Source organism: Streptomyces sp. NBC_00249 (assembly GCF_026342355.1).
Lineage (GTDB): Bacteria > Actinomycetota > Actinomycetes > Streptomycetales > Streptomycetaceae > Streptomyces.
In genome coordinates this window covers 1,012,274-1,039,238 of record NZ_JAPEMV010000002.1, presented here as the reverse complement: position 1 = coordinate 1,039,238, position 26,965 = coordinate 1,012,274, and the positions used below count along the sequence as shown (strand labels likewise).

Annotated in this window: 20 protein-coding genes; 13 read left to right on the top strand and 7 right to left on the bottom strand. The window is 73.3% G+C overall.

The window, feature by feature from the left end; all coding sequences use genetic code 11:
- Positions 1-9: 9 nt before the first annotated feature.
- The 5 genes from OOK31_RS13560 (at position 10) to OOK31_RS13540 (ending at position 9,970) form a co-directional block, all read left to right on the top strand.
- Positions 10-2,745, top strand: coding sequence for a serine/threonine protein kinase (locus OOK31_RS13560; protein ID WP_267012711.1), 2,736 nt, complete (start codon positions 10-12; stop codon positions 2,743-2,745).
- A gap of 114 nt (positions 2,746-2,859) precedes the next feature.
- Entirely contained in the window at positions 2,860-4,485 is a 1,626-nt protein-coding gene (locus OOK31_RS13555) for a serine/threonine-protein kinase (protein WP_267012710.1), read from the top strand.
- Positions 4,486-4,588: 103 nt separating this feature from the next.
- On the top strand, positions 4,589-6,220 hold the full coding sequence (locus OOK31_RS13550) for a succinic semialdehyde dehydrogenase (RefSeq protein ID WP_267012709.1): 1,632 nt from the start codon (positions 4,589-4,591) through the stop codon (positions 6,218-6,220).
- Between the two features lie 39 nt (positions 6,221-6,259).
- Complete coding sequence (locus tag OOK31_RS13545; RefSeq protein WP_267012708.1) at positions 6,260-8,041, top strand: GMC oxidoreductase; 1,782 nt, start codon at positions 6,260-6,262, stop codon at positions 8,039-8,041.
- 180 nt (positions 8,042-8,221) lie between these two features.
- Entirely contained in the window at positions 8,222-9,970 is a 1,749-nt protein-coding gene (locus OOK31_RS13540) for a hypothetical protein (RefSeq protein ID WP_267012707.1), read from the top strand.
- Between the two features lie 280 nt (positions 9,971-10,250).
- Here the strand turns inward: OOK31_RS13540 and OOK31_RS13535 are convergent, their stop codons facing one another.
- Entirely contained in the window at positions 10,251-10,526 is a 276-nt protein-coding gene (locus OOK31_RS13535; RefSeq protein WP_267012706.1) for a chorismate mutase, read from the bottom strand.
- Positions 10,527-10,823: 297 nt separating this feature from the next.
- Here OOK31_RS13535 and guaA point away from each other — a divergent pair, with 297 nt between their 5' ends.
- From guaA to OOK31_RS13515, 4 genes are all read left to right on the top strand, one after another.
- Positions 10,824-12,398: a glutamine-hydrolyzing GMP synthase gene (gene guaA / locus OOK31_RS13530; RefSeq protein WP_267012705.1), complete on the top strand. Its 1,575-nt coding sequence runs from the start codon at positions 10,824-10,826 to the stop codon at positions 12,396-12,398.
- A gap of 137 nt (positions 12,399-12,535) precedes the next feature.
- Positions 12,536-13,390 carry a class II aldolase/adducin family protein gene (locus OOK31_RS13525; RefSeq protein ID WP_267012704.1) on the top strand — a complete coding sequence of 285 codons (855 nt, stop codon included), beginning with the start codon at positions 12,536-12,538 and terminating at the stop codon, positions 13,388-13,390.
- 102 nt (positions 13,391-13,492) lie between these two features.
- On the top strand, positions 13,493-14,758 hold the full coding sequence (locus OOK31_RS13520) for a hypothetical protein (protein WP_267012703.1): 1,266 nt from the start codon (positions 13,493-13,495) through the stop codon (positions 14,756-14,758).
- A gap of 18 nt (positions 14,759-14,776) precedes the next feature.
- Positions 14,777-15,292 (top strand): TQO small subunit DoxD, encoded by a 516-nt coding sequence (locus OOK31_RS13515; protein WP_267012702.1) that lies wholly within the window; start codon positions 14,777-14,779, stop codon positions 15,290-15,292.
- Here the strand turns inward: OOK31_RS13515 and OOK31_RS13510 are convergent.
- Together OOK31_RS13510 and OOK31_RS13505 are read right to left on the bottom strand one after the other, a co-directional pair.
- On the bottom strand, positions 15,214-15,462 hold the full coding sequence (locus OOK31_RS13510) for a hypothetical protein (protein ID WP_267012701.1): 249 nt from the start codon (positions 15,460-15,462) through the stop codon (positions 15,214-15,216). The two genes, OOK31_RS13515 and OOK31_RS13510, sit on opposite strands and share 79 nt — an antisense overlap.
- Entirely contained in the window at positions 15,449-16,768 is a 1,320-nt protein-coding gene (locus OOK31_RS13505) for a PspC domain-containing protein (RefSeq protein ID WP_267012700.1), read from the bottom strand. The genes OOK31_RS13510 and OOK31_RS13505 overlap by 14 nt, the downstream gene beginning before the upstream one ends.
- A gap of 131 nt (positions 16,769-16,899) precedes the next feature.
- Between OOK31_RS13505 and OOK31_RS13500 the strand changes: the two genes are divergently transcribed.
- From OOK31_RS13500 to OOK31_RS13490, 3 genes are all read left to right on the top strand, one after another.
- The gene (locus tag OOK31_RS13500; RefSeq protein WP_267012699.1) at positions 16,900-18,189 is read left to right on the top strand and encodes an ATP-binding protein; all 1,290 of its coding nucleotides are present in this window, start codon (positions 16,900-16,902) and stop codon (positions 18,187-18,189) included.
- Positions 18,186-18,899: a response regulator transcription factor gene (locus OOK31_RS13495; RefSeq protein WP_267012698.1), complete on the top strand. Its 714-nt coding sequence runs from the start codon at positions 18,186-18,188 to the stop codon at positions 18,897-18,899. Before OOK31_RS13500 ends, OOK31_RS13495 begins: the two co-directional genes overlap by 4 nt.
- A gap of 87 nt (positions 18,900-18,986) precedes the next feature.
- Complete coding sequence (locus OOK31_RS13490; RefSeq protein ID WP_267012697.1) at positions 18,987-20,099, top strand: esterase family protein; 1,113 nt, start codon at positions 18,987-18,989, stop codon at positions 20,097-20,099.
- A 35-nt stretch (positions 20,100-20,134) separates the two neighbouring features.
- On the opposite strand, the gene OOK31_RS13485 is transcribed toward OOK31_RS13490, so the two are convergent.
- Together OOK31_RS13485 and OOK31_RS13480 are read right to left on the bottom strand one after the other, a co-directional pair.
- Entirely contained in the window at positions 20,135-21,217 is a 1,083-nt protein-coding gene (locus OOK31_RS13485) for a C40 family peptidase (protein WP_267012696.1), read from the bottom strand.
- 118 nt (positions 21,218-21,335) lie between these two features.
- Positions 21,336-21,692, bottom strand: coding sequence for a hypothetical protein (locus OOK31_RS13480; protein ID WP_267012695.1), 357 nt, complete (start codon positions 21,690-21,692; stop codon positions 21,336-21,338).
- Between the two features lie 85 nt (positions 21,693-21,777).
- On the opposite strand from OOK31_RS13480, the gene pcrA reads away from it, so the two are divergent.
- On the top strand, positions 21,778-24,318 hold the full coding sequence (gene pcrA, locus OOK31_RS13475; RefSeq protein WP_267012694.1) for a DNA helicase PcrA: 2,541 nt from the start codon (positions 21,778-21,780) through the stop codon (positions 24,316-24,318).
- Between the two features lie 55 nt (positions 24,319-24,373).
- On the opposite strand, the gene OOK31_RS13470 is transcribed toward pcrA, so the two are convergent.
- Both OOK31_RS13470 and OOK31_RS13465 read right to left on the bottom strand, forming a co-directional pair.
- Positions 24,374-25,792, bottom strand: coding sequence for a M23 family metallopeptidase (locus tag OOK31_RS13470; RefSeq protein ID WP_267012879.1), 1,419 nt, complete (start codon positions 25,790-25,792; stop codon positions 24,374-24,376).
- Between the two features lie 286 nt (positions 25,793-26,078).
- Positions 26,079-26,918, bottom strand: coding sequence for a triacylglycerol lipase (locus OOK31_RS13465; protein WP_267012693.1), 840 nt, complete (start codon positions 26,916-26,918; stop codon positions 26,079-26,081).
- Between the last annotated feature and the right edge of the window lie 47 nt (positions 26,919-26,965).

Below are 26,965 nucleotides of genomic sequence, written 5' to 3'. Positions count from 1 at the left end.
GGAGGCGATGTGGAGGACTACGCGGGCCGGATCCTGGCCGAGCGCTACCGTCTGCCGCTGCCCCCGTCCGACGAGTACGAGCTGATCGAGACCCGGGCCTTCGACACCCGCAGCGGGCAGGAAGTCCTGGTACGGCAGGTGCCGTTGCCGGAGGTCGTGGACGCGGAGCTGCTGGACGGGACCCGCGGGGCGGCGTCGGGCGCCGGGCGCCCGGCCGCGGAACTGCCCGCCGTGCGCAGGGCGATCGCGGCCGCGCAGGCCGCCGCGTCCGTACCGGACCACCCGCGCCTCGACCAGGTCTTCGACGTGTTCGCGGAGGGCGGTTCACTGTGGATAGTGAGCGAACTCGTCCCCGCCAGGCCGCTGGCCGCACTGATCGCCGACGAACCGCTGAGCCCCTACCGGGCGGCGGAGGTGGCCTCCGACGTCCTGACGGCCCTGCGGGTGTTGCACGCGCACGGCTGGACACACGGGAACATCACCGTCCGGACGGTGTTGATATGCGATGACGGCCGGGTCGTCCTGACCGGGCTGGCCGCGGGCGCCGCCGAGGAAGCCCTCTGCGGGTACGACCCCGTGCCGCCGCAGCAGTTCGACGACCCCGGCGAGCCCGAGCCGGAGCCCGCCCCGCTCGGCTGGGAGCGGGCGCCCGCGCCGACGCCCGCGCCCGTGTACGCGCCGCTCGTGACACCGGGGTACGACACCGGGCCGACCGGGCCGCGCTACGCGGACCACATCGTCCCGGAGCCCGCCGAGTCCCCCGCCGAGCCCTCCGCCGGGCCGGCCGAACTCCCGCCGCCCCGGCAGCCCGCGACGGACCGGGCCGAGGCGGAGGCCACCGCGCGCGCCAGGACCGTCGCCGCGTACCGGGCCGGGACCAGGGCCGCCACCGCCAAGGTGGCGCAGGAGCGCGGGCCGGTGGTGGTGCCGCAGCTGCCGCCGACCGGGGCCAACCTCCCGCAGGAGTACGCCTTCCCGTACGGCGGACCGGACACCGCCGCCGGCACGCCCTGGCACGGGGCCGCCCCCCGCCGCCCGTCCGAACCCCAGCCGGAGCCGGAGCCGGAGCCGGAGCCGGACGCACAGCAGGACCCGCACGGGGACCCGGACCCGCAGGGACAGCCGGACCAGCACCGGGAGCCGCAGCCGGACCCGGACCCGCACGCACAGCAGGGCCCGCACGGGGACCCGGCCCCGGAGCCGGACCCCCACCCCGGCCCGCCGTATCCGCACGCGCGGCCCCGCCCCGAGCCGGCCCCGTCCGCGCCGGCCCGCCCCGTGCTGCCCGCGCAGCTGGCCCTCCCGCAGGGCTACCACCAGGCCGACCCCCCGCCGCACACCCCGCCCCCGGCCCCCGCCCTGCCGCAGGCCCGCGCGCAGGCCCCGGCTCCCGCCCCGCCCCGAGCCCCGGCCCCGCCGGACGGCCGAAGCACCGCCGGCGGGACCACCGACCGCCGGACCATCGACGCCTGGACCGCCGACCGCCCGACCGCCGACCGCCGGCCCGCCGACGCCTGGGGCTCCGACGGCTGGAGCGTCGGCAGTGGCCCCCGTACCGGACTCGACGCCGAGCGGGCCCGGCAGACCCGGATGGCCGTCGTCGGGGCCGTCACCGAGCGCTGGGCCCCCGAGCAGGCCGCCGGCCCCGTCCACGGCCACTGGCAGCTCGCGCCGCCGGTCGGCCCGGCCACCGACCTGTGGGCGCTCGGCGCCCTGCTCTACCGCGCCGTCCAGGGCCACGCCCCGTACCCCGAGGACAGCGTGGCGGAGCTCGTCGAGATGGTCTGCGCCGAGCCCCCCGCCTTCGCCGAGGAGTGCGGCCCGCTGCGCCCGGTGGTGGAGTCCCTGCTGCGCCAGGACCCGACCGAGCGGCCCGACTTCGAGGAGCTCCGCGGCTGGCTCCGTTCGCTGGTGCGCTCCGCGCCCGAGCCCGACGGGGACTTCGCGGCGCTCCCGCTGCCGGAGCCCGATCCCGCCCGGCTGCCCGTCGTACGCCGCCGCGGCGACCTGCACGGCCGGCACCGCAACCCGGCCGCGCCCCGCAAGCCCCGCTCCCTCGGCCGGACCCTGCTGGTCGGGGTGCTGGCCGTGCTCGCGGCGGCGGTGGCGTACGCGGTGCTGTTCATGCCGCGCGCGGCCGACACCCGGGACCAGGGCCAGCAGCCCACGGCCGCGGAGAGCCCGAGCGGGCCGACCGCCGCGGCCCCGAAGCCCCCCGACCGGACCACGGCCCCGCCCCCGTCCGGCACCCCGCAGTCCAAGCCCGCCCCGCAGACCGACGTCCCGGGCCCGGCCCCCGAGGGCTACACCCTGGAGCGGGACCCGGAGCACTTCACGATCGCCGTCCCCAAGGGCTGGGACCGCCGGGGCATCAACGAGGCGGGCCAGGTCCGCTACACGCAGGGCCAGTTCACCCTGGTCGTGGTCCCGGGCCGGGACCGCGTCGAGGGCAACCCGGACCCGAAGGGCTACCAGCAGGACAAGGAGCCGGAGCTCTCGCCGTGGCGCAACTCGACCTGGGCCGAGTCGGGCGACGTCAAGAGCACCACGGTCGCCGGCCAGCTCCGCGTCACCGGCCGCTACACGTGGATCGACTCGACGGGCCGCAGCGTCCTCGCCCGTAACTTCGTCGTGGCGCTCGGCGGCACCTACCACGTGGTGATGGTGACCGGCCCGAAGGACGAGACGGACAAGGTGACCGACGTCTTCGAGAAGGCCACGGCGAGTTACAAGGCGGGTGGCTGACGGGCAGTCATTACGGCGATTGCGTCACAGTGCGGTCGTTGCGGCCCCGCGTGGTTCCGGCTTCGGCCGCGGGCTCCGTAATCTGACCGGGAGTGCACAGAGCGGCGGGATTTCGTGGAACAGCAGACAGGCGCGGGCGCGGTGCTCGCGGGCCGTTACAGGCTCGTCGAGCCCATCGGCAGCGGCGGCATGGGCAAGGTGTGGCGCGCGCACGACGAGCTGCTGCACAGAACGGTCGCGGTCAAGGAGCTGACGGCGGGGTTGTACGTCGCCCAGGCCGACCGGGACGTCCTGCACGCCCGTACGCAGAAGGAGGCGCGGGCCGCGGCCCGCATCCAGCATCCCGCGGTGGTCACCGTCCACGACGTGCTGGAGCACGACGACCGGCCGTGGATCGTCATGGAGTACATCGACGGCCCCTCCCTCGCGGAGGCCGCGAAGGCGGCCGGGCGGATCGAGCCCCGTGAGGCGGCGCGGATCGGCCTGCACGTCCTGGGCGCCCTGCGCGCCGCGCACGCGGTCGGTGTCCTGCACCGGGACGTGAAGCCGGGCAACGTGCTGCTGGCCAAGGACGGCCGGGTGCTGCTCACCGACTTCGGCATCGCCGCGATCGAGGGCGACTCGTCGATCACCCGCACCGGCGAACTCGTCGGCTCCATCGACTACCTGGCCCCGGAACGGGTCACGGGCGGCGCCCCCGACCCCTCCTCCGACCTGTGGTCGCTCGGCGCCACCCTCTACACGGCCGTCGAGGCGCGCTCGCCGTTCCGGCGGACCTCGCCGATCTCCAGCCTCCAGGCCGTCGTCAACGACGAGCCGCCGGTCCCGCGCCAGTCCGGCGCCCTCGGACCGGTCATCACCGCGCTGCTGCGCAAGGACCCGGCGGAGCGGCCGTCGGCCGCCGAGGCCGAGCGGATGCTGATCGAGGCGATGGAGGGCCGCGAGCCGAAGGCGGCGCAGGCGTACGTGCCCACGCGCGCGGTGAGCGCCGAGGAGCGGGCCCCCGTCGAGCCCGAGCCCACGCCCACGCCCGCGCCCGCCCCCGCGTCCGGCGCGACCACCGCCCTGCCCGAGTCCGCGCCGGCCCCGGCCGGGCGGCCGCCGGGGCGGCTCAAGCGGGCCGCCGCCGTGGCGCTCGTCGCGGCGCTGCTCGGCGGCGGCGGGGTGTTCGGCGTACTGACGTACCTGGACGGCAAGGACGAGGGCGGCGGCTCCGCGGACAAGCCGGCCGGTGTCAGCGACAAGCCGACCCCGGGCGGCGACACCAAGCCCGGTACGGCGGTGCCCGCCGGCTGGAAGCGGGTCGTGGACCCGGCGGGCTTCACGCTGTTCGTCCCGGAGGGCTGGAACCGCCAGATGGACGGCAACCAGATCGACTACACCCCGGACAACGGCAAGCACCTGATCCGGATCGCCGTCGACCCGACCCCGGACCACAAGGACCCGTACGCGCACCTCCTGGACCTGGAGAAGCAGGTCAAGGAGCGGATGGAGTACAAGCGGGAGATCCTGCGCCCGAACACCTTCCGGGACACCCCCCTGAGCGGTCTGTGGGAGTTCAGCTGGACGGAGAAGGTGTCCCACCCCGGGCCTCGCCGGGCCATCGACCAGATGTACATCGGCCCGGACGGCGCCGAGTACGCGGTGTACATGTCGGGGCCGGCGGGGGAGTGGAGCCGGATCCGCCAGCAGTTCGACACGGTGCTCAGCGGCTGGGCGCCCCCGCCGCGCAAGAACTGAGCCACGCCGGTCGCACGATCGCGCCAGCAATCGCTGGCAGATTTGGCAAAATCCGGTTACCCACGGGTACCCAAAGGCTTCCGGGCGGAATACGCTCACCGCCATGACGGACTCGCAGGCCCCCGCCGCCCCTCTCCGCGCCGTACCGCAGCCCACCAACCCGGTCGCCCCGGCCCCGGCCGGTGCCCGCAGCGCCGCCGACGTGGTCACCTCCGGGCTGGTCGCCCGGCTGACCCGCGGAGTGATCGGCTCCGGCCGGACCGCCAACCACACCCCCTTCACCGGGGAGAAGCTGGCGGAGCTCCCCGAGGCCGGTCCCGAGGACGTGGCCGCCGCCTTCGCGAAGGCCCGCGCCGCCCAGACCGCCTGGGCCGCCGTCCCCGTACGCCGCCGCGCGGCCGTGCTGCTGCGCTTCCACGACCTGGTGCTCGCCCGGCAGGCCGAGGTCCTCGACCTCATCCAGCTGGAGACGGGCAAGGCCCGCCTGCACGCCCACGAAGAGGTCCAGGCCGTCGCCGTCGCGGCCCGCCACTACGGCCGCAAGGCACCCGCCTACCTGCGCCCCAAGGGCCACACGGGCGCCATGCCCACCCTCACCAAGGTCACCGAACTGCGCCAGCCGCGCGGGGTCGTCGGCCAGATCGCCCCCTGGAACTACCCCCTCGAACTCTCCGTCGGCGACGCCCTGCCCGCCTTCGTCTCCGGCAACGCCGTCGTCATGAAGCCCGACACGGAGACCGCGCTGACCGCCCTGTGGGCCCGCGACCTGCTCATCGAGGCCGGACTGCCCGCCGAGGTCTTCCAGATCGTCCTCGGCGAGGGCCCCGTCGTCGGCCCCGAGGTGGTCCGGCACGCCGACTACGTCTCCTTCACCGGCTCCACCCGCACCGGCCGCGAGGTCGCCCAGGGCGCGGCCGCCCGCCTGGTCGGCGTCTCCCTCGAACTCGGCGGCAAGAACGCCATGCTCGTCCTCGCCGACGCCGACGTGGAGAAGGCCGCCGCCGGAGCCGTCCGCGCCTGCTTCTCCTCCGCCGGCCAGCTGTGCATCTCCATCGAGCGGCTCTACGTGCACGCCTCGGTCGCCGACGCCTTCGTCGAGCGCTTCGCCGCCCGCACCAAGGCCATGCGGCTCGGCAACTCCCTCGCGTACGGGGCCGACATGGGCTCCCTCGTCGGGACCCGCCAGCTGGAGACCGTACAGCGGCACGTCGACGAGGCCGTCGCCAAGGGCGCCACCCTCGTCGCCGGGGGCGTGGCCCGCCCCGACATCGGCCCGCTCTTCTACGAGCCCACCATCCTCGACGGGGTCGAGGCCCCGATGGCCGTCTGCGCCGAGGAGACCTTCGGCCCGGTCGTGTCCGTCTACCGCTTCACAGACGAGGACGAGGCCGTCGCCCTGGCCAACGCCACCCCCTACGGCCTCAACTCCAGCGTCTGGACCAAGGACGCCCGCCGGGGCCACTCCGTCGCCGCACGCCTGCGCACCGGCACCGTCAACATCAACGACGGCTACGCCCCCGCCTACGGCAGCGCCCAGGCCCCCATGGGCGGCATGAAGGAGTCCGGCCTCGGCCGCCGGCACGGCTCCGAGGGCATCCTCAAATACACCGAGGCACAGACCGTCGCCCACCAGCGGCTGCTGCCGATGGCGCCCTCGCTGGGCATGGACGACGCGAAGTACGCCGAGTTCATGACCCGCAGCCTCAAGGTCCTGAAGGCACTGCGGTTCCGCTAGTGCTGTGACCTAGACACGACCGACCGGGAGGCACACGCAGTGTCGTACGACTACGACGTCATCGTCATCGGATCGGGCTTCGGAGGGTCGGTCTCGGCACTGCGGCTCACCGAGAAGGGCTACCGGGTCGGCGTCCTGGAGGCAGGGCGCCGCTTCACCCGCGACAGCCTGCCCAGGAACAGCTGGGACCTGCGCAACTACCTGTGGGCGCCCGCCCTCGGGCTGTACGGGATCCAGCGCATCCACCTCCTCGGCAACGTGATGGTGCTCGCGGGCGCCGGGGTGGGCGGCGGCTCGCTCAACTACGCCAACACCCTCTACGTGCCGCCCACCGCCTTCTTCGAGGACCGGCAGTGGGCGTCGATCACCGACTGGCGGGACGAACTCGCCCCGTACTACGACCAGGCCAAGCGGATGCTCGGCGTCCGGCTCAACCCGACGCTGACCCCCTCCGACGTCCACCTCAAGGCGGCCGCCGAGAAGATGGGCGTCGGCGACTCCTTCCACATGGCCCCCGTCGGAGTCTTCTTCGGCGACGGCGACGACGCCGAAGGCCAGCCCCGCCTCCGGCCCGGGCAGGAGGCCGCCGACCCGTACTTCGGCGGCGCCGGCCCCTCCCGCAAGGCCTGCACCGAGTGCGGCGAGTGCATGACCGGCTGCCGGCACGGCGCGAAGAACACCCTGAACGAGAACTACCTGCACCTCGCCGAACGGGCGGGCGCCGTCATCCACCCCATGACCACCGTCACCGCGCTCGCCGAACACCCCGAGGGCGGCTACCGCGTCCGCACCGTCCCCACCGACCACCGCCGCACGGGCCGGGCGAAGGTGCTGCGCGCCCGGTACGTCGTCGTCGCGGCGGGCACGTACGGCACCCAGACCCTGCTGCACACCATGAAGGACCGGGGCGAACTGTCCCGCCTCTCGGACCGGCTCGGCGAGCTGACCCGGACCAACTCCGAGGGCCTGGTCGGCGCCCAGACCGACGACCGCCGCTACCGCAGGCGCCACGGCGCCCAGGCCCGCGCCGACTTCACCAAGGGCGTGGCCATCACCTCCTCGGTCCACCCCGACGCCGACACCCACATCGAGCCGGTCCGCTACGGCAAGGGCTCCAACGCCATGGGGTTCATGACGATCCTCCAGGTGCCCTACAGCGCGCACCGGGTACGGGCCTGGTTCACCCGCACCGCCCGCCACCCCCTCCAGCTGGCGCGCTCCCTGTCCAACCGGCGCTGGTCGGAGCGGACCATCATCGGGCTCGTCATGCAGTCCCTGGACAACTCCCTGACGACCTACCGCAGACCGGGCGGCCCCGGGAAGGGCCTGCTCACCGCCCGCCAGGGCCACGGCGCCCCCAACCCGGTGCAGATCGCCGAGGCCACGCGCGCGGCGACGCTGCTGGCCGAGGAGATCAACGGCTTCCCCGGCAGCAACATCGGCGAGCTGATGGGCACCCCGCTGACCGCCCACTTCCTCGGCGGCTGCCCCATCGGCGCCTCACCGGCGGAGGGGGTCGTGGACCCGTACCACCGGCTCTACGGGTACCCGGGCATCTCGGTGGTCGACGGCTCGGCGGTGTCCGCGAACCTCGGGGTCAACCCGTCGCTGACGATCACGGCGCAGGCCGAGCGGGCGATGTCGTACTGGCCCAACAAGGGAGAGGCGGACACGCGGCCCGAGCAGGGGGCGGCGTACGCGCGCCTCGCGGCGGTGGAGCCGAACCGGCCGGCGGTCCCGAAGGAGGCCTTCGGCGCGCTGCGGCTGCCGTTCCTGGCGGTGCCGCCCGTGCCGCCGAGGCAACCGGAGTCCGATCACTGACCCCGGGGCCATGACCCCGGTGAGCACCGCGCTCCCCCTCCGAGCGCGGTACTCACCGCGGTACATGAGTGGACTGGCGGTCGCCGGAGAAGGTTGTACCGGAATCCTTTGCCCGGGGCTGTGGTGTCGGTCACATGGTGCCCCGTGCAACTGTCGCGGCGGTCCGGCGGTCAAGGACGCATGAGACAGCGCATCCCCCTGCTGGCCGCCGCCTGTGGTCTCGCGGCCGCCGGGCTGACCGCCGGCCCGGCCCACGCCACCGGCCCCACGGAACCAGTGTTCTCCCTGGCCGGACCTGCCCCCATCGCCCTGACGCCGCACCCGGCCACGGGCTCCCCGCAGACGGTGGCACTGGCCTACCGGCTGGAGCGACCGGCCGCGAGCTCCGTCGCCTTCGAGGGAGAGTTCACCTTCACCGTCGACCTCGCCAGGATCGCGGGGGTGGCGACCGTACGGGAGAAGGCCGCCGCCACCGCGAACGGCGCCGCGACCGCGAACAGGTGCACGACCCCCACCCCCACCACCCTCGTCTGCACGGACAAGGGCCCCCGCCAGGGCGCCGCCCCCGGCATCGACCTGGAGGCGTTCGCCGCCGCCGGCGCTGCGGACGGAGCCGCCGGACAGATCACCGTGACCGGCACGGCCCCCGGCGCCACCGTCCGGCCGGTCGCCACCGCCATCCAGGTCGGCGGCCCCGACCTGGTCATGGGGGCGATGAACCTCAAGCGCGACCCGAATCCGGGCGAGAGCCAGCCCCTGCCCCTCGCGTTCAGGAACAACGGCACACAGCCGGCGAAGGGCGTGGTCCTGGAGCTGGAGGCCACCCGCGGCATGGAGTTCGTGGAGCGGTACGACAACTGCGTCTACCGCGCCGGCCGCACCTCGACCAAGGCGGTCTGCACCGTCGAGGGCGATTTCGAGGCGAAGTCGAGCTACGAACTCGCCGGTGACAGCCCCCTGCACCTCAAGGCGACCGGGCACGCCCTCACCGAGCAGCTCGGCTACGGGATCTACCCGGGCGCCGGCTCCCGCCCGAATGCGGGCGCCGCGACCCCGGAGGAGTCCAAGACCGCCGAGTCCGGCCAGTCGGGCCAGTCCGGCCAGGCCACGCCCGGCGGGTCCGCCGAGAACAAGAAGCCGGCCGACGGCCGCAAGCTGACCGCCCGCAAGCGCGCGGCGGAGCTCACCCCCGCCCTGCGCGGCCCGGACCTCAACCCGGCCGACAACCGGCGCACCTTCGACTTCGCGGTGCGCAACACCGCCGACTTCGCGGCCGACGTCCTGTCCGTCAAGGGCAAGGCCGGAACCACCGTCAAGGCCGCCGTCGCCGTACGCAACCTCGGCCCGGCCTGGGTGTACGACCCCCGCTCCGAGGCCCCCGCGGCCGTCGCCGAGGTCCTGCTCCCGAAGGGCGTGACGGCGACGAAGGCGCCTGCCGCCTGCCGCCCCGCCACCACCGGGGACACCTCCCGCTACCTCTGCGCCACGGGCCGCTCGGTGCTGGAGTCGGAGCGGATCGAGTTCCCCTTCGAGCTGCGCATCGACAAGGTGGTCCCGGACGCCAAGGGCGCGGTCACGGTCGGCGCCCCCGGCCCGCAGGGCGCGCCCCAGCGGCACGCCTTCGACCCGGTCCTGGTGAACAACCTGGGCCTGCTCGTGGCGAACCCCACCCGCCCCGTCACCCCGACCCCGGGCCCCACGGGCGCCACCCCCACCCCGAGCGGCTCCGCGACGGCCTCGCCCTCGCCGAGCACGACGCCCAGCGGCGGCGCCACCCCGAACGGCGGCTCCTCGACGGGCAGCGGCGGCGGCCGGCTGGCCTCCACCGGGAGCACCGCGCTGCTCGTCGGCGGCGCCGGGGCCGCGCTGGTGGCGGCGGGCGGTGCGCTGTACCTGGCCTTCCGGCGCCGGACGCGCGGGGCGGCGTAGCGGCGTAGCGGACGGAGAACGGCAGCACAGCAGAACGGCCGGCCCGGGGCGTCCCCCGGGCCGGCCGTTTTTTGGGTGACCGGGCTGCTGTCCCCTGCCGTCCGGTCGTACGAGGGAGCGAGGTCCCACGACGCGCGCCGTCGGGCGTCACGTCTCATCGCTCCCGCGGAGCCACGCGTGGTGGTGCGGATCCGCGCCTGGCTGGCACGGACAATCCCCCCAACGAAGCCTCCCGCGGGCCGGTCACGGTCCGGACGGGTGACGAACGGGCGCCCAGGCCTCAGACGCGCCCGCGGCACAGCTCGAGCAGGGTCATCGCGAGCGTGGTGCCGGGCTTGCCGAGGGCGTCGCTCCAGTGCGCGAGGACCTCCATCTCGCGCGAGAGGTGCACCCGCCGCCCGCCCGAGGTGATCCGGGCCTCCTGGATGACGGCGGAGACGGCCATCCGCTCCTGGATCAGCCCGATGATCCGGTCGTCGAGGGCGTCGATCCGCTCCCGGGATCCGGCGATCAGCTGCTCGGGGGAGACGGCGGCGGTGGTGGTGGTCGTGCTCATGGGGTTCTCCTGTGGGTTCGTGGCCGACAGGAGCGGGAAACGCAGGAGCGCCCCGGTCCTGTCGGACCGGGGCGCTCCGGGAAATCAGTGGCTCAAGCGAGCATCACGAGGACCCATGGCGACCGGACCGGCCGGTGCCATAGGTAAAGAGGAAGCTCAGCTGCTTGCGCATGAGACGGATTATGACCTTCCGTCCCCCTCCCGGCCAAGCCGGTTCGGATGGTGAGACGAAGGCGGGTACCCGTCCCCCGTTAGAATCGACAACACAACACCCTCTTTCCGCCGGAAGGCCGCCCCGTGCCAGTAGCACCCTCCGCCGCACCGGACGTCGTCCTCGTTGTCGACTTCGGCGCGCAGTACGCCCAGCTCATCGCCCGCCGCGTCCGTGAGGCCCGGGTCTACAGCGAGATCGTCCCCAGCACGATGCCCGTGGCCGAGATGCTGGCCAAGAACCCCAAGGCGATCATCCTCTCCGGCGGTCCTTCCTCCGTGTACGAGGAGAACGCCCCGCAGCTGGACCGCTCGCTCTTCGAGGCCGGGATCCCCGTCTTCGGCATGTGCTACGGCTTCCAGCTGATGGCCGTGACCCTCGGCGGCACCGTCGACAACACCGGCGCCCGCGAGTACGGCCGCACCCCGCTGGCCGTCTCCAAGGCCGGCTCCACCCTCTTCGAGGGCACCCCCGACCAGCAGTCGGTGTGGATGTCCCACGGCGACGCCTGCTCCGCCGCCCCCGAGGGCTTCACCGTCACCGCGTCGACGGACGTCGTCCCGGTCGCGGCCTTCGAGAACGACGAGAAGAAGCTGTACGGGGTCCAGTACCACCCCGAGGTCATGCACTCCACGCACGGCCAGCAGATCCTGGAGCACTTCCTCTACCGCGGCGCGGGCCTCGCCCCCACCTGGACCACCGGCAACATCGTCGAGGAGCAGGTCGCGGCCATCCGCGAGCAGGTCGGCGACAAGCGCGCCATCTGCGGCCTGTCCGGCGGCGTGGACTCCGCGGTCGCCGCGGCCCTCGTCCAGAAGGCCATCGGCTCCCAGCTGACCTGCGTGTACGTCGACCACGGCCTGATGCGCAAGGGCGAGACCGAGCAGGTCGAGAAGGACTTCGTCGCCGCCACCGGCGTGCAGCTGAAGGTCGTCGACGCCCAGGAGCGCTTCCTGGACGCGCTGGCCGGGGTCTCCGACCCGGAGACCAAGCGCAAGATCATCGGCCGTGAGTTCATCCGCGTCTTCGAGCAGGCGCAGCTGGAGATCCTCCAGGAGGACGGCCCCGCGGTCGCCTTCCTCGTCCAGGGCACCCTGTACCCGGACGTCGTCGAGTCCGGCGGGGGCACCGGCACCGCCAACATCAAGTCGCACCACAACGTGGGCGGCCTCCCCGACGACATCGAGTTCGAGCTCGTCGAGCCGCTGCGCCAGCTGTTCAAGGACGAGGTCCGGATGGTCGGCCAGGAGCTCGGCCTGCCCGAGGAGATCGTCCAGCGCCAGCCCTTCCCGGGCCCGGGCCTGGGCATCCGCATCGTCGGCGAGGTCACCAAGGAGCGCCTGGACCTGCTGCGCGAGGCCGACGCCATCGCCCGCCACGAGCTGACCGCGGCCGGCCTGGACCGGGAGATCTGGCAGTGCCCGGTCGTCCTGCTCGCGGACGTCCGCAGCGTCGGCGTCCAGGGCGACGGCCGTACCTACGGCCACCCGATCGTGCTGCGCCCCGTCTCCTCCGAGGACGCGATGACCGCGGACTGGACGCGCATGCCGTACGAGGTGCTCGCGAAGATCTCGACCCGCATCACCAACGAGGTGCCGGACGTGAACCGTGTGGTCCTGGACTGCACGAGCAAGCCGCCGGGCACCATCGAGTGGGAGTAGTCCCCACCCGCACGCCGTACGTACGTACGTGACGGAGCCGCCGTTCCCCGAGGGAGCGGCGGCTTCGCCGCGTCTATGGCCTCTTCGCCCGGCCGCCGGTACCTTGCGCCGCGAACCGGTGACCTTGAGGGAGGGCCATGGCCGAGCGACCCGCACCCGTGCCCGTGGAGCGGCTGCGCTTCGAGATGCCGCCGGTGTTCGCCACCGCCGGGCAGGCGCGCGCGCACCGCAAGGAGCGCCTCGCCGAAGCGCTGCGGCTGCTGGGGCGGCTCGGCTACGAGGACGGGGTGGGCGCCCTGGTCTCCGTACGGGACCCGGAGTTCGCGGACTGCTACTGGGTGAACCCCTTCGGGCGGGCGGCGGGCGGGCTGACCGCGGCCGACCTGCTGCTCGTTGACGGGGAGGGGCGGGTGCTCCAGGGGGAGCGCCGGGTCAACCAGCTGGCCTTCGGCGTGCACGCGGCCGTCCACCGGCAGCGCCCCGGGCTGGTGGCGGTGGTGCGCGCGCAGGGGCCGTACGGCACGGCGCTGGCCTGCCTCGGCGAGCTGCTGGCCCCGGTCACCGAGGAGGCCTGCGCCTTCTACGAGGACCACGCGCTGCTGGACGAGTTCGTGGGCGACGGGGACCCGGGGCGGATCGCGGTCGCGCTGGGCCCGTACAAGGCGCTGATCCTGCGGGGGCGCGGGCTGCTGACGGTGGGGGACTCGGTGGAGGCGGCCCTGTGGTGGTTCCACGCGGCGGAGCGGGCGGCGCGGACGCAGCTGCTCGCGCGGGCGGCCGGGAAGCCGGTGCCGGTCGAGCACCGGGCGGCGGTGGCGGTGCGCGAGCGGTTCGGGTCGGACCTGGCCGCGTGGGTGAGCTACCAGCCGCTGCGGGATGCGGTCCTGGGGGCTCCGTCCGGGGTCGCGCCGGGGGCGCCGTCGGAGGCCGCGCCGGGGCCGGTGCCGGGGACCTCGCCGGAGGCCGCGCCGGGGGTGGCGTCAACATCATGAACGGTTAATCACCTGCTCTGACATCGTGCGCAATCCGGAGCACTGCCGCAGTGGTGCACAATTCGCTGGCATTGCACCGGAGTTCAGAGAGGCGGCACGCACGTGGCTGTCCAAGAGATCCCCCGAAGTACCCACGGCGGCGCCTGCACCTGCGACGACTGCCCCCACGGAGCCCGGGAGGGCCATCGCCGGGCGGTCGCCGCCTTCCTGGAGAGACGCGACGAGTTCGCCGCCGGCCAGGGCGTACCGTCCGCCGTCGCCCACTCGCACGGCGCCTCCCGCCAGTGGGTCTCCGACGAGCTGACCCTGTCCGCCCGCACGGTCGCCGACCGGGGCCGGGAGGCCGGGCACTCCTGGCTGTACCTGCTGTCGCGGCGGGCCGTCCTCGCCCTGTGGATCGCCGCCGGGGTGCTGCTGGTCGTCCAGGTGGGCACCGCGCTCGGCACCGGCTGGTCCACCACCCGCACCGCCGGGCTGCTGGCCGCCGTGGTGCTGGCCGGGCTGCTCACGATGGCCGCCCGCGCGCAGACGCTGCGCGGCGGGCTGCTGGCCCCGCTGGTCGGCGAGGACAACCGGCTGTCCACCTCCAAGGCCGTCCCGGCGGCCTGGCTGGTCCTCGTGGCCTTCGCCGCGCTGCTGCCCGCGCTGCGGCTCGCGGCCTCCTCGCCCGGGCCTGAGCGCGACGCCCTCTACGCCGGGCTGGCGCTCGGCCGGGCGCTGCCGCTGCTGGCCGTGCTCGGGCTGACCTCGGGCGTGGCGGTGCTGGTGCGCCGGGTGGTCACCGTACGCATCATGGGGCAGCGGCTGCAGAAGCTCCCGGCGGACCGCCCCTCGGGGGCCGACCTGCTGACCGACGACGCGGGCCGGGGGAGCTTCACCGACGCCCAGTACGTGCTGGTCTCGACGGTGGTGCTGGCCTTCGCGGCGGTGTCGCTGGCCCGCTTCCCCGACCGGCTGCCGCGGCTGCCGTGGTCGCTCGCGCTGCTCGTGGCGCTGTCGGCGGTGGTCTACCTGGCGGCGAAGTACGCCGAGGGCAGCCGGCCCCTCGTGCTGTCGGTGGTCCGCCGCAGGGAACCGGGCGACCTGGACGCGGCCGTCCGGCCGGGGGACGACATCGAGATCCGGGGCGTGGGCTTCGTACCGCCCGGGGCGCAGACCCCGGAGATGCTGGCCCGGCTGGTGGTGCGGATCGGGGCGGTGCACGTCCACGTGCCGCTGGTGCCGGTGGCGGGCGGGTTCAGCAACCCGTCGGACGCGGTGCTGACCGTACCGGTGCCCGCGGAGGTCGAGCCGGGCCGCACCGAGATCCAGGTGGTGACCGCCGCAGGAGTGGAATCCAACCGCTACGGCATCGACGTGGCCGAGTGAACGGGGTATGCATGGGGCGTGACCCGAACTGACGCCCTCGCCGGGAAGCGCGCCCAGGCCGCCCGGTACGCACTGCTCCCCTTGCGGATCTTCCTCGGCGTGACCTTCGTCTACGCGGGTCTCGACAAGCTGACCGACTCCGCGTTCCTGTCCGCCACCGGCAACGGCTCCATCGGCGAGCTGATGCGCGGAGTGCGCGACACCTCCGCGATCCCCGCCCTGGTCGACCTGGCCCTGAAGGCACCCGTCGGCTTCGCCGTCTGCCTGGCGATCGGCGAGATCCTGGTGGGCCTCGGCGCCCTCGCCGGACTGCTGACCCGGATCGCGGCCACCGGCGGAGCGCTGATCTCGCTCAGCCTGTGGCTCACGGTCTCCTGGGCGGTCACCCCGTACTACTACGGCAACGACCTGATCTACCTGATGGCCTGGACCCCGCTGATCCTCGCCGGGGCGCCCTACCTGTCGTTGGACTCGCTGCTGCGGCGCTCGCCCGACGCGTCGCTGACGTCCCGGCGGTCGCGCCGTACGGCGTAGGTCGTCATCCCGACGACGGCGGACAGGCACAGGCCGCCCACGGCCATCGGGACCACGAGGAACCACGGCAGGTCGGCCTGCCCGCTCGCGTCGAGCAGGTACAGCACGCCCGCCGTGACCAGGATCAGGCCCGCCAGCAGCCGTCCCGGCTGGAACTCATGAAACCGCACGGTCCACCTCCACCTGTCCCACGCCCGCTTCCAGACGCAGCTCGATCGTCCCGCCGGCCTCGGTGCCGGGGGTGGGCGGCAGGTCCGCCCGGCGGGTCTCCCCGCCGTCCTTGATCCGGACCTGGCCGCCGCGGTCGCCCGGCAGCTGGATGTCGCCCACGCGGATCGAGATGTCGGCCCGCGCGGTCACCTCCCGGGGCACGACCACCTTCAGCCGGCCCGCGTCGATGGAGGCGCGGACGGACACGATGGTGCCCTTGGGCACGTCCAGGCGGCTCAGGTCCAAGGTGGCGAGCCCGGTGCCCGCCGTGTAGACGGGCCGTACGTCGGCCACCGCCGCCGGACGCCAGTTCACGTCCTGCCAGTCCGTGGAGATCTCGCGCGGCAGGACCGCCGCCCCCGCGAGCAGGCCCGCCGTGATCAGCGCCAGCAGGATCGTGCCGAAACCGGTGCGGCCCTTCACGGAGCTGACCGCCAGCCCCAGTCCGAAGACCGCCAGCGCCGACGCGAAGCCGATCTGGAGGGCGTGCGAGAGGCTGCTGCCCTCCCACACCGCCGCCGTCGAGCCCGCGCCCGCCAAGAAGGCCAGGACGAACACCCGGCCGCCGATGCCCGCGCCCCGCACGGCCGCCGGTACGCCCGTACGCCGCTTCGCCGGGCCCCCGCCCCGCGCCGCCCGCGCCGGCTCGGCCGTGTCGTCCGGCCCCCACAGGTAGCCGGTGGAGCCGACCGGGCCGGTCGTACCGTCCTTCACCAGCGGGTCCCGCCACCAGGACGGGCTGCCGGGCACGGGCGGGGCCTGGGTCTCGGGCGGCGCCGGCCGGGGCGCGGCCGGCCGCTCCGGGTCCGGGGAGCCGGCCTCGGGGGCGGCGGCGTGACGGTGGCGCTGGGACCAGTACGAGGCCCCGCCGAGCGCGAGGATGACCAGGACCGAGAAGAAGCCCATCACCCCGTTGTCCATCATCGTCAGGAACAGGGCGCAGCCCACGAGCGCGCCGAACACCGCCGCGAGGGTCGCCCCCTCGACGCGGCCCGTCAGCAGCTTCTTGCCCTCGCTGTCCTCCTCGCCGTCCTGCGGCAGGAGCAGCCACGCGAAGCCGTAGAAGATCAGACCGACGCCGCCGGTCACGGCGAGCACGCCGAGGACGATCCGGAACACCAGCGGGTCGAGGTCGAAGTACCGGCCGAGACCGCCGCACACGCCCGCGAGGACCTTGTCGTGCTTGCTGCGGCGCAGGGGAGGACGGTCGTCCTCCGGAGCGGGTGCCCCCGGATCCACCGGCGGGGCGTCGTGTGCATCGGTCATGTGTCCATGGTGACGGCCCGCCGGGCCGCGCGGCACCCGGCCCGACCCTGGCGCAACCCTGATATCCCCCGGCCCGAACTGGGGGAACGCCCTGATGTCCGGGCCCGCCCCCGCATGTGACCCTAGGTGTCATGCCCGCAGCAGTCACCGCTCCCCGCAGCCCGCACGCACCGGACGCCGACGACCACCCGACGCGCAAGCTCTACCGCAGCGCCGACGGCCGGATGCTCGGCGGAGTCGCGCGCGGCCTCGCCGGACACCTCGGGCTGCCCGTGCTCTGGGTCCGCCTCGCCTTCCTGGGCATGTTCATGTTCGGGGACGGGCTGGGGGTGCTGCTCTACGCGGCGTTCTGGGTGTTCGTACCGCTCGGCGTGGGCGGCAGCACCGGACACCACTCCTTCTTCGAGACCCTCACCGACGGCACCCGGCGCCTGCGCAAACCCGACAAGGGCGCCGTGTCCGGGCTGATCGCGCTGGCCGTCGGCGTCGGCATCTTCGTCTCCCAGCTGCGCGTCGGAGGCGAGAACGGCCGCTACATCTGGCCCACGCTGCTCGTCGGCGCCGGCGTCGTCCTCGTCTGGCGCCAGGCCGACAACGCCCGCCGCGCCCACTGGCGGCCCGGCCCCGGCAAGCACGGCCGCCTCTTCCAGGTGGTCCGGGCCCTCGCCGGAGTCCTCCTCGTCGGCGTGGGCCTGACCGTCTTCATCGTCGTACGGGGCTCCGCCGCCCAGCTCGGCAACGTCCTCACCGCCACCCTCGCCGTCCTCGTCGGGATCGCCCTGCTCGCCGGACCCTGGCTGATCCGGATGACCCAGGACCTCTCCGAGGAGCGCCTCATGCGCATCCGCGCCCAGGAACGCGCCGAGGTCGCCGCCCACGTCCACGACTCGGTCCTGCACACCCTCACCCTGATCCAGCGCAACGCCGAGGACGTCGGCGAGGTGCGCCGCCTCGCGCGGGCCCAGGAACGCGAACTGCGCAACTGGCTGTACAAGCCCGAGGGCACCGGCAAGGACGAGGCCGAGGAGCCCGCCACCCTCGCGGAGGCGGTGAAGAAGTCCGCCGCCGAGGTGGAGGACCACCACGGAGTCCCCATCGAGGTGGTCGTCGTCGGGGACTGCCCCCTCGACGACAAGCTGGGAGCACAGATCCAGGCCGCGCGCGAGGCGATGGTCAACGCCGCCAAGTACGGTGGCGAGGGCGGACCCGTCCAGGTGTACGCGGAGGTCGACGGACCCACGGTGTTCGTGTCCGTACGGGACCGCGGACCGGGCTTCGACTTCGACGCGGTTCCGGACGACCGCATGGGCGTACGAGAATCGATCATCGGCCGGATGCAGCGCAACGGCGGGACCGCCGTACTGCGGTCCGCGCCCGAGGGCGGCACGGTAGTCGAGCTGGAGATGGAGAGGGCGGCATGAGCGAGGACAACGGTGTGACCGGTACCGGGACCGGTACCGGGACCGAGGCCAGGCGTGTGCGGGTGGTGCTCGTCGACGACCACCGGATGTTCCGCGCCGGTGTGCAGGCCGAGATCGGGGAGACGGAGCGGACCGGGGTCGAGGTCGTCGGCGAGGCCGCCGACGTGGACCAGGCCGTCACCGTGATCACCGCGACCCGCCCCGAGGTGGTGCTCCTCGACGTGCACCTGCCCGGCGGCGGCGGCGTCGAGGTGCTGCGCCGCTGCGCCCCGCTGATGGGCGCCGTCGAGAACCCGGTGCGCTTCCTCGCCCTGTCGGTGTCGGACGCCGCCGAGGACGTCATCGGCGTCATCCGGGGCGGCGCCCGCGGCTACGTCACCAAGACCATCACCGGCACCGACCTGGTGGACTCCGTGTTCCGGGTGCAGGACGGGGACGCGGTGTTCTCGCCGCGCCTGGCCGGCTTCGTGCTCGACGCCTTCGCCTCCACGGACGCCCCGCCGGTGGACGAGGACCTCGACCGGCTCACCCAGCGCGAACGCGAGGTGCTGCGGCTGATCGCGCGCGGGTACGCGTACAAGGAGATCGCCAAGCAGCTGTTCATCTCGGTCAAGACCGTCGAATCGCACGTCTCGGCGGTCCTCAGGAAGCTCCAGCTCTCCAACCGCCACGAACTGACCCGCTGGGCCACCGCCCGCCGCCTGGTCTGAGATTCCCGCGCGCGCCCGCCCGTGTGATCCACGACGCAGGGGCCGGGGGCAACCGGACGGGGGCGCCCCGGACTCTTGGGTGGCGTGATGAGCCTGACGGGGACCCCCCTCTTCGCGACGGCGGTCGCCTTGACCGCGATCGCCGTCGTCCTGCCCCTGCTCGTGTGGAGCAAGGTGCGCGGCCCCGCCGTCGTACGCGTCGCCGCCCGCGGCCTGATGCTGGTGTTCGCGCAGGTCACGGCCGTGGCCCTGGTGTTCGTCGCGGTCAACCGGGACATGAACTTCTACGCCTCCTGGGGCGACCTGTTCGGCACCGGCAAGTACGTCACCGCCGCCCCCGACCTCGGCCCGGACGGGCTCGGCGGGAAGAAGGCCGAGCAGGTCAGGGAAGAACCCAAGGTCCGGCAGAAGTTCGAGCCCGTCGAAGGGCTCGGCGGACGGGTCCAGAAGACCGAACTCGACGGGAAGATCTCCGGGGTCAAGGGCGACGTCATGGTGTGGCTGCCCCCGCAGTACGACGACCCGGCCTACAAGGACAAGAAGTTCCCGGTCGTCGAGCTGATCCCCGGCATACCGGGGACGGGCAAGTCCTGGTTCCAGGGGCTGCACGCGCACGAGGTGCTGGAGCCCCTGATGAAGGAGGGCAAGGTGGCGCCCTTCATCCTGGTCTCGCCGCGCGCCATGCTCCTCGGCAACGCCGACACCGGCTGCGCCAACATCACCGGCAAGGTCAACGCGGACAGCTGGTTCAGCGTCGACGTCCGCAAGATGGTCACCGACAACTTCCGGGCCTCCGACGAGGCCCGCACCTGGGGCGTGGCCGGCTACTCGGCCGGCGCCTACTGCGCCGCCAAGCTGGCGGTCCTGCACCCCGACCGCTACAGCGCCGCCGTCTCCCTCTCCGGCTACAACGACCCCGGCCAGGAGCCCTCGTCGCTGGTCGCGCAGGACCCGGAGCTGCGCCGCACCCACAACCTGAAGCACCTGCTCAAGACCGCGCCCACGCCGCCCGCCGTCGCCCTGTGGATGTCGGGCGCCGAGCACGACGGCTACCTGTCCGGCACCGACCTCAAGGGCATCGCGCAGGCCCCGACCACGGTGCACGCGGAGAAGGTCACCGGCGGCCACAACCTCGAGTCCTGGTCGAAGCAGCTGCCGCAGACCTTCGACTGGCTCACCAAGACCGTCAAGGCGCCGTAGGCCGGCTCTTCCGGAAGAGACGACCTGGCGCCGGCTCAGGCCGGGCGGGAGGCGCCCGCCCAGGGCATCGAGTCGACCGGCGCCACCCGGACCGTGGAGCCGGGGCGCGGGGCGTGGATCATCTGGCCGTTGCCGATGTACATGCCGACGTGGGTCACCCCGGAGTAGAAGAACACCAGGTCACCGGGGGCCAGCTGGTCCCGGGAGACCCGCCGGCCGGCGTTGATCTGGGTGTAGGTGGTGCGCGGCAGGGACACCCCGGCCGAGCGCCAGGCGGCCTGGGTGAGCCCCGAGCAGTCGAAGGAGCCGGGGCCCGTCGCGCCCCACACGTACGGCGCACCGATCGCCCCGTGGGCGAAGGCCACCGCGCGGGCGGCGCGGGAGCCGTCGGCGGGCGGCGGCGGGGCCGGCGCGGGCCGGCCGTGCGGGGCGGCGGGGCCGGTGCCGGCGCCGGCACCGGGGGCCGGGGCGGGGCCGCCGCCGGACTGGGCCTCGTAGGCCGCCCGCTCCTCGGCGGTGAGCCGGGCGAGCAGCTGCTGGGCGGTGTCGAGCTTGCCCTCGATGAGCGCCTTCTGCTCGGCGAGTTCGCCCTGGCGGGCGCGCAGGTCCGCGAGCTGACCGGCGGCCTTGTCGCGCATCCCGGAGAGTTCGTCGAGGCCACGGCGTACGGAGGACACCTCGGCGGCGGTGCGGTCGCCGGCCCGGGTGAGGAGGGCGGCCCGGTCGAGGTAGTCCTGCGGGTCGGTGGCCATGGCCAGCTGGAGGGCGGGTCCCAGGCCCCCGCTGCGGTACTGGCCGGCGGCGAGCGATCCGAGTGCGCCGCGGGCGGTGTTCAGGCGGTCCGCCTTGCGGGCGGTCTCGTCGCGCAGGCCGGTCAGCGCCCGCTCGGCCTCGTCGGCCTTCTCCTTCGCCCCGTTGTACCGCTCGGTCGCCGCCTCGGCCTCCCCGTAGAGCCGGTCGACCTCCGCCTTGACCTGGGCGGGGCTGAGCTGGGGCTCGGCCTGGGAGGTGCCTTCGAAGGCGGTGGCGGTGGCAGCGCCCGCGAGGGCGAGCGTGGCGGCGGTCCGTACGGTGCCGCCGGAGAACGGGCGCTGCCTGGGCTTTCGATGACTGGCCACGGGGGCCTCACGTCCTTCCGTCGGTCTTGGGGGAGGACGCTAAACCTGAAGGTAACGGGAGGATGTCGAGTTGGCCCGAACTGCTCTTGTCCGACCGGTGATGACCGGAGCCGACCGCTCAGTGCCAGAGGACGGCGATAAAGATATTGATCACGGTCAGTCCTCCGACCGCGCCGAAGAGGGCCTTGTCGACGCGCTCCTCGTCGCGCTTGACGTAGACGAGGGCGAGGACCACGAAGAGGACCGCCAGCTTCACACCGATCTTGACGTGGTTCAGCGGGGCGCCGTCGCCCATCTCACGGAAGCCGACCAGCAGGACCCCGGTGACGAGCATGGTGAGCGCGCCGTGCAGCATCGCGGGCACGAAGCGGGCGGTGCCCGCGCCCATCGCCTTCATCTGGGTCAGGAAGCCGCCGAGGAGGGAGGCTATGCCGATGATGTGCAGGCCGACGAAGACATTGGTGAGAACGGTCATGCGGTCGAGCGTACGGGCCGCCCCTCAGCCCGATTTTCCGGGGGCGGGACCGGCTGTCGGTCCCGCCCTCTAGACTCGGAAGGCGATGAGCAGCCTCTTTGACGACAGTTTCCTGGCCGACCTCAGCCCCTCCGACGAGGTCCCCCCGCCGCCCGAGGAACACGCCGCCCCCGAGCCGGGCGCGGACGACCTCTTCGGGGGCCACTTCGACGTACCCATGAGCGGGGACGCCTACTACCGTGACGGCGCCCCCCGCCCCGTCATCGACCCGGCGACGCTCCTGGACGGGCTGAACGAGCAGCAGGCCGCCGCCGTGGTCCACGCCGGCTCCCCGCTGCTCATCGTGGCCGGCGCCGGCTCCGGCAAGACCCGGGTGCTCACCCACCGCATCGGCCACCTGCTGTCCGCGCGTCACGTCCACCCCGGCCAGATCCTCGCGATCACCTTCACCAACAAGGCCGCCGGTGAGATGAAGGAGCGCGTCGAGAGCCTCGTCGGCCCCCGCGCGAACGCCATGTGGGTGTCCACCTTCCACAGCGCGTGCGTCCGCATCCTGCGCCGCGAGTCCAAGCGCCTCGGCTTCACCTCCTCCTTCTCGATCTACGACGCGGCCGACTCGAAGCGCCTCATGGCGCTCGTCTGCCGCGACCTGGACCTCGACCCGAAGAAGTTCCCGCCGAAGGCCTTCAACGCCAAGATCTCGAACCTCAAGAACGAGCTCATCGACGAGGACGCCTTCGCGGGACAGGCCGCCGACGGCTTCGAGAAGACCCTCGCCCAGGCGTACGCGATGTACCAGGGGCGGCTGCGCGAGGCCAACGCCCTCGACTTCGACGACATCATCATGACCACCGTCCACCTGCTCCAGGCCTTCCCGGAGGTCGCCGAGCACTACCGGCGCCGCTTCCGGCACGTGCTGGTCGACGAGTACCAGGACACCAACCACGCCCAGTACACGCTCGTGCGCGAGCTGGTCGGCCCCGGCTACCCGGACCTGCCGCCCGCCGAGCTGTGCGTGGTGGGTGACGCCGACCAGTCGATCTACGCCTTCCGCGGCGCCACCATCCGCAACATCCTCCAGTTCGAGGAGGACTACAAGGACGCGAAGACGATCCTGCTGGAGCAGAACTACCGCTCCACGCAGACGATCCTCTCCGCCGCCAACGCGGTCATCGAGCGCAACGAGAACCGCCGCGCCAAGAACCTGTGGACCGAGGCCGGCAGCGGCGCCGTCATCACCGGCTACGTCGCGGACACCGAGCACGACGAGGCCCAGTTCGTCGCCGACGAGATCGACCGGCTGACGGACGCGGGCGACGCCAAGGCCGGCGACGTCGCGATCTTCTACCGGACCAACGCCCAGTCCCGAGTGTTCGAAGAGATCTTCATCCGCGTCGGACTGCCCTACAAGGTCGTCGGCGGCGTCCGCTTCTACGAGCGCAAGGAGGTCCGCGACGTCCTCGCGTACCTGCGCGTCCTCGCGAACCCCGAGGACAACGTCCCGCTCCGACGCATCCTGAACGTGCCCAAGCGCGGCATCGGTGAGCGCGCCGAAGCGATGATCGACGCCCTCGCGATGCGCGAGAAGATCACCTTCCCGCAGGCCCTGCGCCGCGTGGACGAGGCCTTCGGCATGGCCGCCCGTTCGACGAACGCCGTGAAGCGCTTCAACGTCCTGATGGAGGAGCTCCGCACGATCGTCGACTCCGGCGCCGGTCCGGCCGTCGTGCTGGAGGCGGTGCTGGAGCGTACGGGCTACCTCGCCGAGCTCCAGGCCTCCACCGACCCGCAGGACGAGACGCGCATCGAGAACCTCCAGGAACTCGCCGCCGTGGCCCTCGAGTTCGAGCAGGCCCGGGAGGCCGCGACCGCCGAGGCCGCCGAGAACGGCACCCCGGCCCCCGGCCCGGGCACCCTCGCGGAGTTCCTGGAACAGGTCGCGCTCGTCGCCGACTCCGACCAGATCCCCGACGAGGACGAGGACGGCTCCGGGGTCATCACGCTGATGACCCTGCACACCGCCAAGGGCCTGGAGTTCCCGGTGGTCTTCCTGACGGGCATGGAGGACGGGGTCTTCCCGCACATGCGCGCGCTGGGCCAGACCAAGGAACTGGAGGAGGAGCGCCGCCTCGCCTACGTCGGCATCACGCGGGCGCGCGAGCGGCTGTACCTGACCCGGTCCTCGATGCGCAGCGCCTGGGGCACCCCCTCGTACAACCCGCCGTCGCGGTTCCTCGAGGAGATCCCGGCCGAGTACCTCCAGTGGAAGCGCACCGGCGCGGCGCAGAAGCCGGCGGGACCGGTGCGCGGCTCGGGCTACGGCTCTTCGGGCTACGGGTCGTCCTCGGGCGGCGGCTCGGGCAAGTCCTCGTTCGGGACCTCGCCCGAAGCCTTCCTGTCCTCGTCCCGTACGAAGTCCGGGCCCTCCGGCTTCGCCACGCGCCGGGCGGCCGACAAGCCGGTCATCGCCCTGACCGTCGGGGACCGTGTCACGCACGACCAGTTCGGGCTGGGCACCGTCATGGAGGTCCGGGGCGCCGGCGCGGACGCGCAGGCCACCATCGACTTCGGGGACGACAAGCCGAAGCGGCTGCTGCTGCGCTACGCGCCCGTGCAGAAGCTGTAACGGAAGGCCGTAACGGAAGGCCTTGGCGGAAGGGCCCTAGCGGGAGGCCGTTGGCCTACGACGCGTCCAGGCCGTGGCTGCCCAGCCACGCCTGGGGGTCGATCGGGGAACCGGAGCCCGGCCGCACCTCGAAGTGGAGGTGCGGGCCGGTGGAGTTGCCGGAGTTGCCGGAGTAGGCGATGACCTCACCGGCCTTGACCTTGCCGGACCGGATCTTGGTGCTGCTGAGGTGGCAGTACCAGGTCTCGGTGCCCTCGGGCGAGGTCACGATGGCCATGTTCCCGTAGGCGCTGTTCCACTGGGTGCGCACGGTGCCGTCGGTGGCGGCCATGACCGGGGTTCCGTAGGAGACCGGGAAGTCGATGCCGGTGTGGACGGACATCCACATGCCGCCGCCCTGGCCGAACGAGGCGCTGAGCCCGCGCTGGGCGACGGGGACGGCGAACTTGGGGCGGGCGGCCTCCTTGGCCGCGGCCTCCTCGGCCCGCTTCTTCTTCTCTTCCTCCTGGCGCGTGCGGAGGTCGATGCGTTCCTGGGTGCGGCTCGCGCGGTCCGCGAAGTCCCCGGCGTCGGCGCTGAGCGCGGCCAGCTGGGTGTCGAGCTTGTTGTTCGCGGCGACCGGCTTCACCGAGGCCGGGTCGGCGGCGGCCATCGTGGTCGGCTCGTCGGCGGGCTTCTCGGCGCCGGTGAGTCCGCCGACGGAGGCGGCGGCGACTCCCGCGACGCCCATCACGCAGACGGAAGGAACGGCGACGGTCAGCAGGGCGGAACGCTTGGCGGGGCTGCGGCGCCGGCTGCCGGCGGTGTTCTTGGCCGAGGCGTTCTTCGCGGTGGCGTTCTTGCCGCCGGCCCGGCGCGCGGAGCGGGGCTCCGGGCGGGGCTCGGAGCCGGAGTCGGCGGGTGTCACGGGCATGGTCTGCGTGAGCATGTGGTGCACGCCGTCCGCGAACTCGTCGTCGAACGTGTCCCCGGCCGGCTCCGTCCCGTCCTCGTCGACGGTGACCGGGACGAGGGTCGTGGCCTCGTACGCGTACGCCTGGTCCGGTTGTTCCAGCTGTTCCGGTTGCTCGGGCTGGTCCGTCGTCAGGCCGCCGTTCCAGGCGGTGGCGTCGTAGGTGCCGGTGTCCTGCCCGTAGCCGGGGAGGGTCCAGTGGCCGGTCTGCTCGGCGCCCGTGGACTCGTACCCGAAGGAGGTCGGCTGGAAGTCGGTGCCCTGCGTGTTCCAGGCGCTCGAGTCCCAGGAACCGGTGCCGTCCGCGGGGAGGCTCTGGCTCGGGACGGTGGAGAGGTAGGTCTCCTGCGCGGTCCACGCGGTGGTGTCGTACGTGCCGGTGGACTGGTACGAACCGTAGGGGTCGTAACTGCCGGAAGCGGCGTAGTCCGTGACGTACTGATAGCCCTGGCCCTGCGTTTCGTAGGAAACGTAGGACTGGTCACCAGCGAAAGTGGTGGTGGAAAGGCCGTCGTACCCCATATCGGGGTACTGGCCCGACGTCGGGCGGTCGTTCACCAACTTCTCTTTCGCCTCGGCAGTGTGGGGCCTGGGTGGCCGGGGAACTCGAGGTTCACCGGAGGAGAGCAGTGGCGTGACTGTACCCGGCGGTTACTGGCAACGACAATCTTCTGAGGGTTTCGGACTTGCGGGAACCGGGCATTCGGCCGCCTTTCGGTCGCCGGAACACCGAGCCTTGGCCTTGAGTTCGAAATTCGTTCGATCCGATGTCATGGATGAGGTAGGGCGCACGCGTCGCCCCGGTGCCTCAGACGACCAGGCTCCGGCCCTCGGTTCCGGTTCCGTTTTCGGTGCTTCCGGCAGGGTGCGGGGAAGCCTGCGCGGTGGTCGCGGCGTCGGCGAGGGGGCCGTCCAGGGTGCGGCGGACAGCCGTGATGACGGCGGGGTGCACCGGGAGGGCGAGGTGGCCGATACCGGTGACCTGCACGTTCGTCACGTCGAGGTCCGGATGCTCGATACGGGCCGTCCCCGTCGGGGCCATCAGTGCGTCGAACTCGCTCCAGAACGCCACGCAGCGGGTGCGGCAGCCGGGCGCGGGCGCGCGGAGCTCGGCCATCACCTCGGAGTCCGGCCGCATCTGCCGGACCAGGGGGTGCGCGTCCATGAAGGGGGCGGCCCGGGTGCCGGAGTGCGGGGTGCCGAGGGTGACCAGCGTCCGCACGCGCGCGGCGCCGCCGAGCCGCTGGACGTAGTACCGGGCGACGAGCCCGCCCAGGCTGTGGCCGACGAGGTCCACCCGGTCCTGCCCGCTGCGCTCGCACAGCTCCTCGACGCGGCGGGCCAGGTGGCGGGCGGTGACCCGCAGGTCGCGGGTGAAGGGCGAGTAGTTGTACGTCTCCACGCGCCGCCGGCCGCCCGCGCCGAGGGCGCGCCGCAGCAGGACGAAGACCGACCGGTTGTCGGTGAACCCGTGCAGCAGCAGCACGGGCGGGAGCTGCCCGGTGTGCCGGGCGGCGGTGGGACGCTCCTCGCGTATCCCGGTGGGATAGAGGAGCAGGTGTCCGGTGAGCACCACCGCCTCCAGGACGGCGGCCCGCAGCGCGGCCCCCGAACGGGACACGGGCTGCGGCACGAGCGTGAGCCCCATCGACGGCCTCCCCTGGACCTCTTGGGTGCGGGGCCGCACTGCCGACG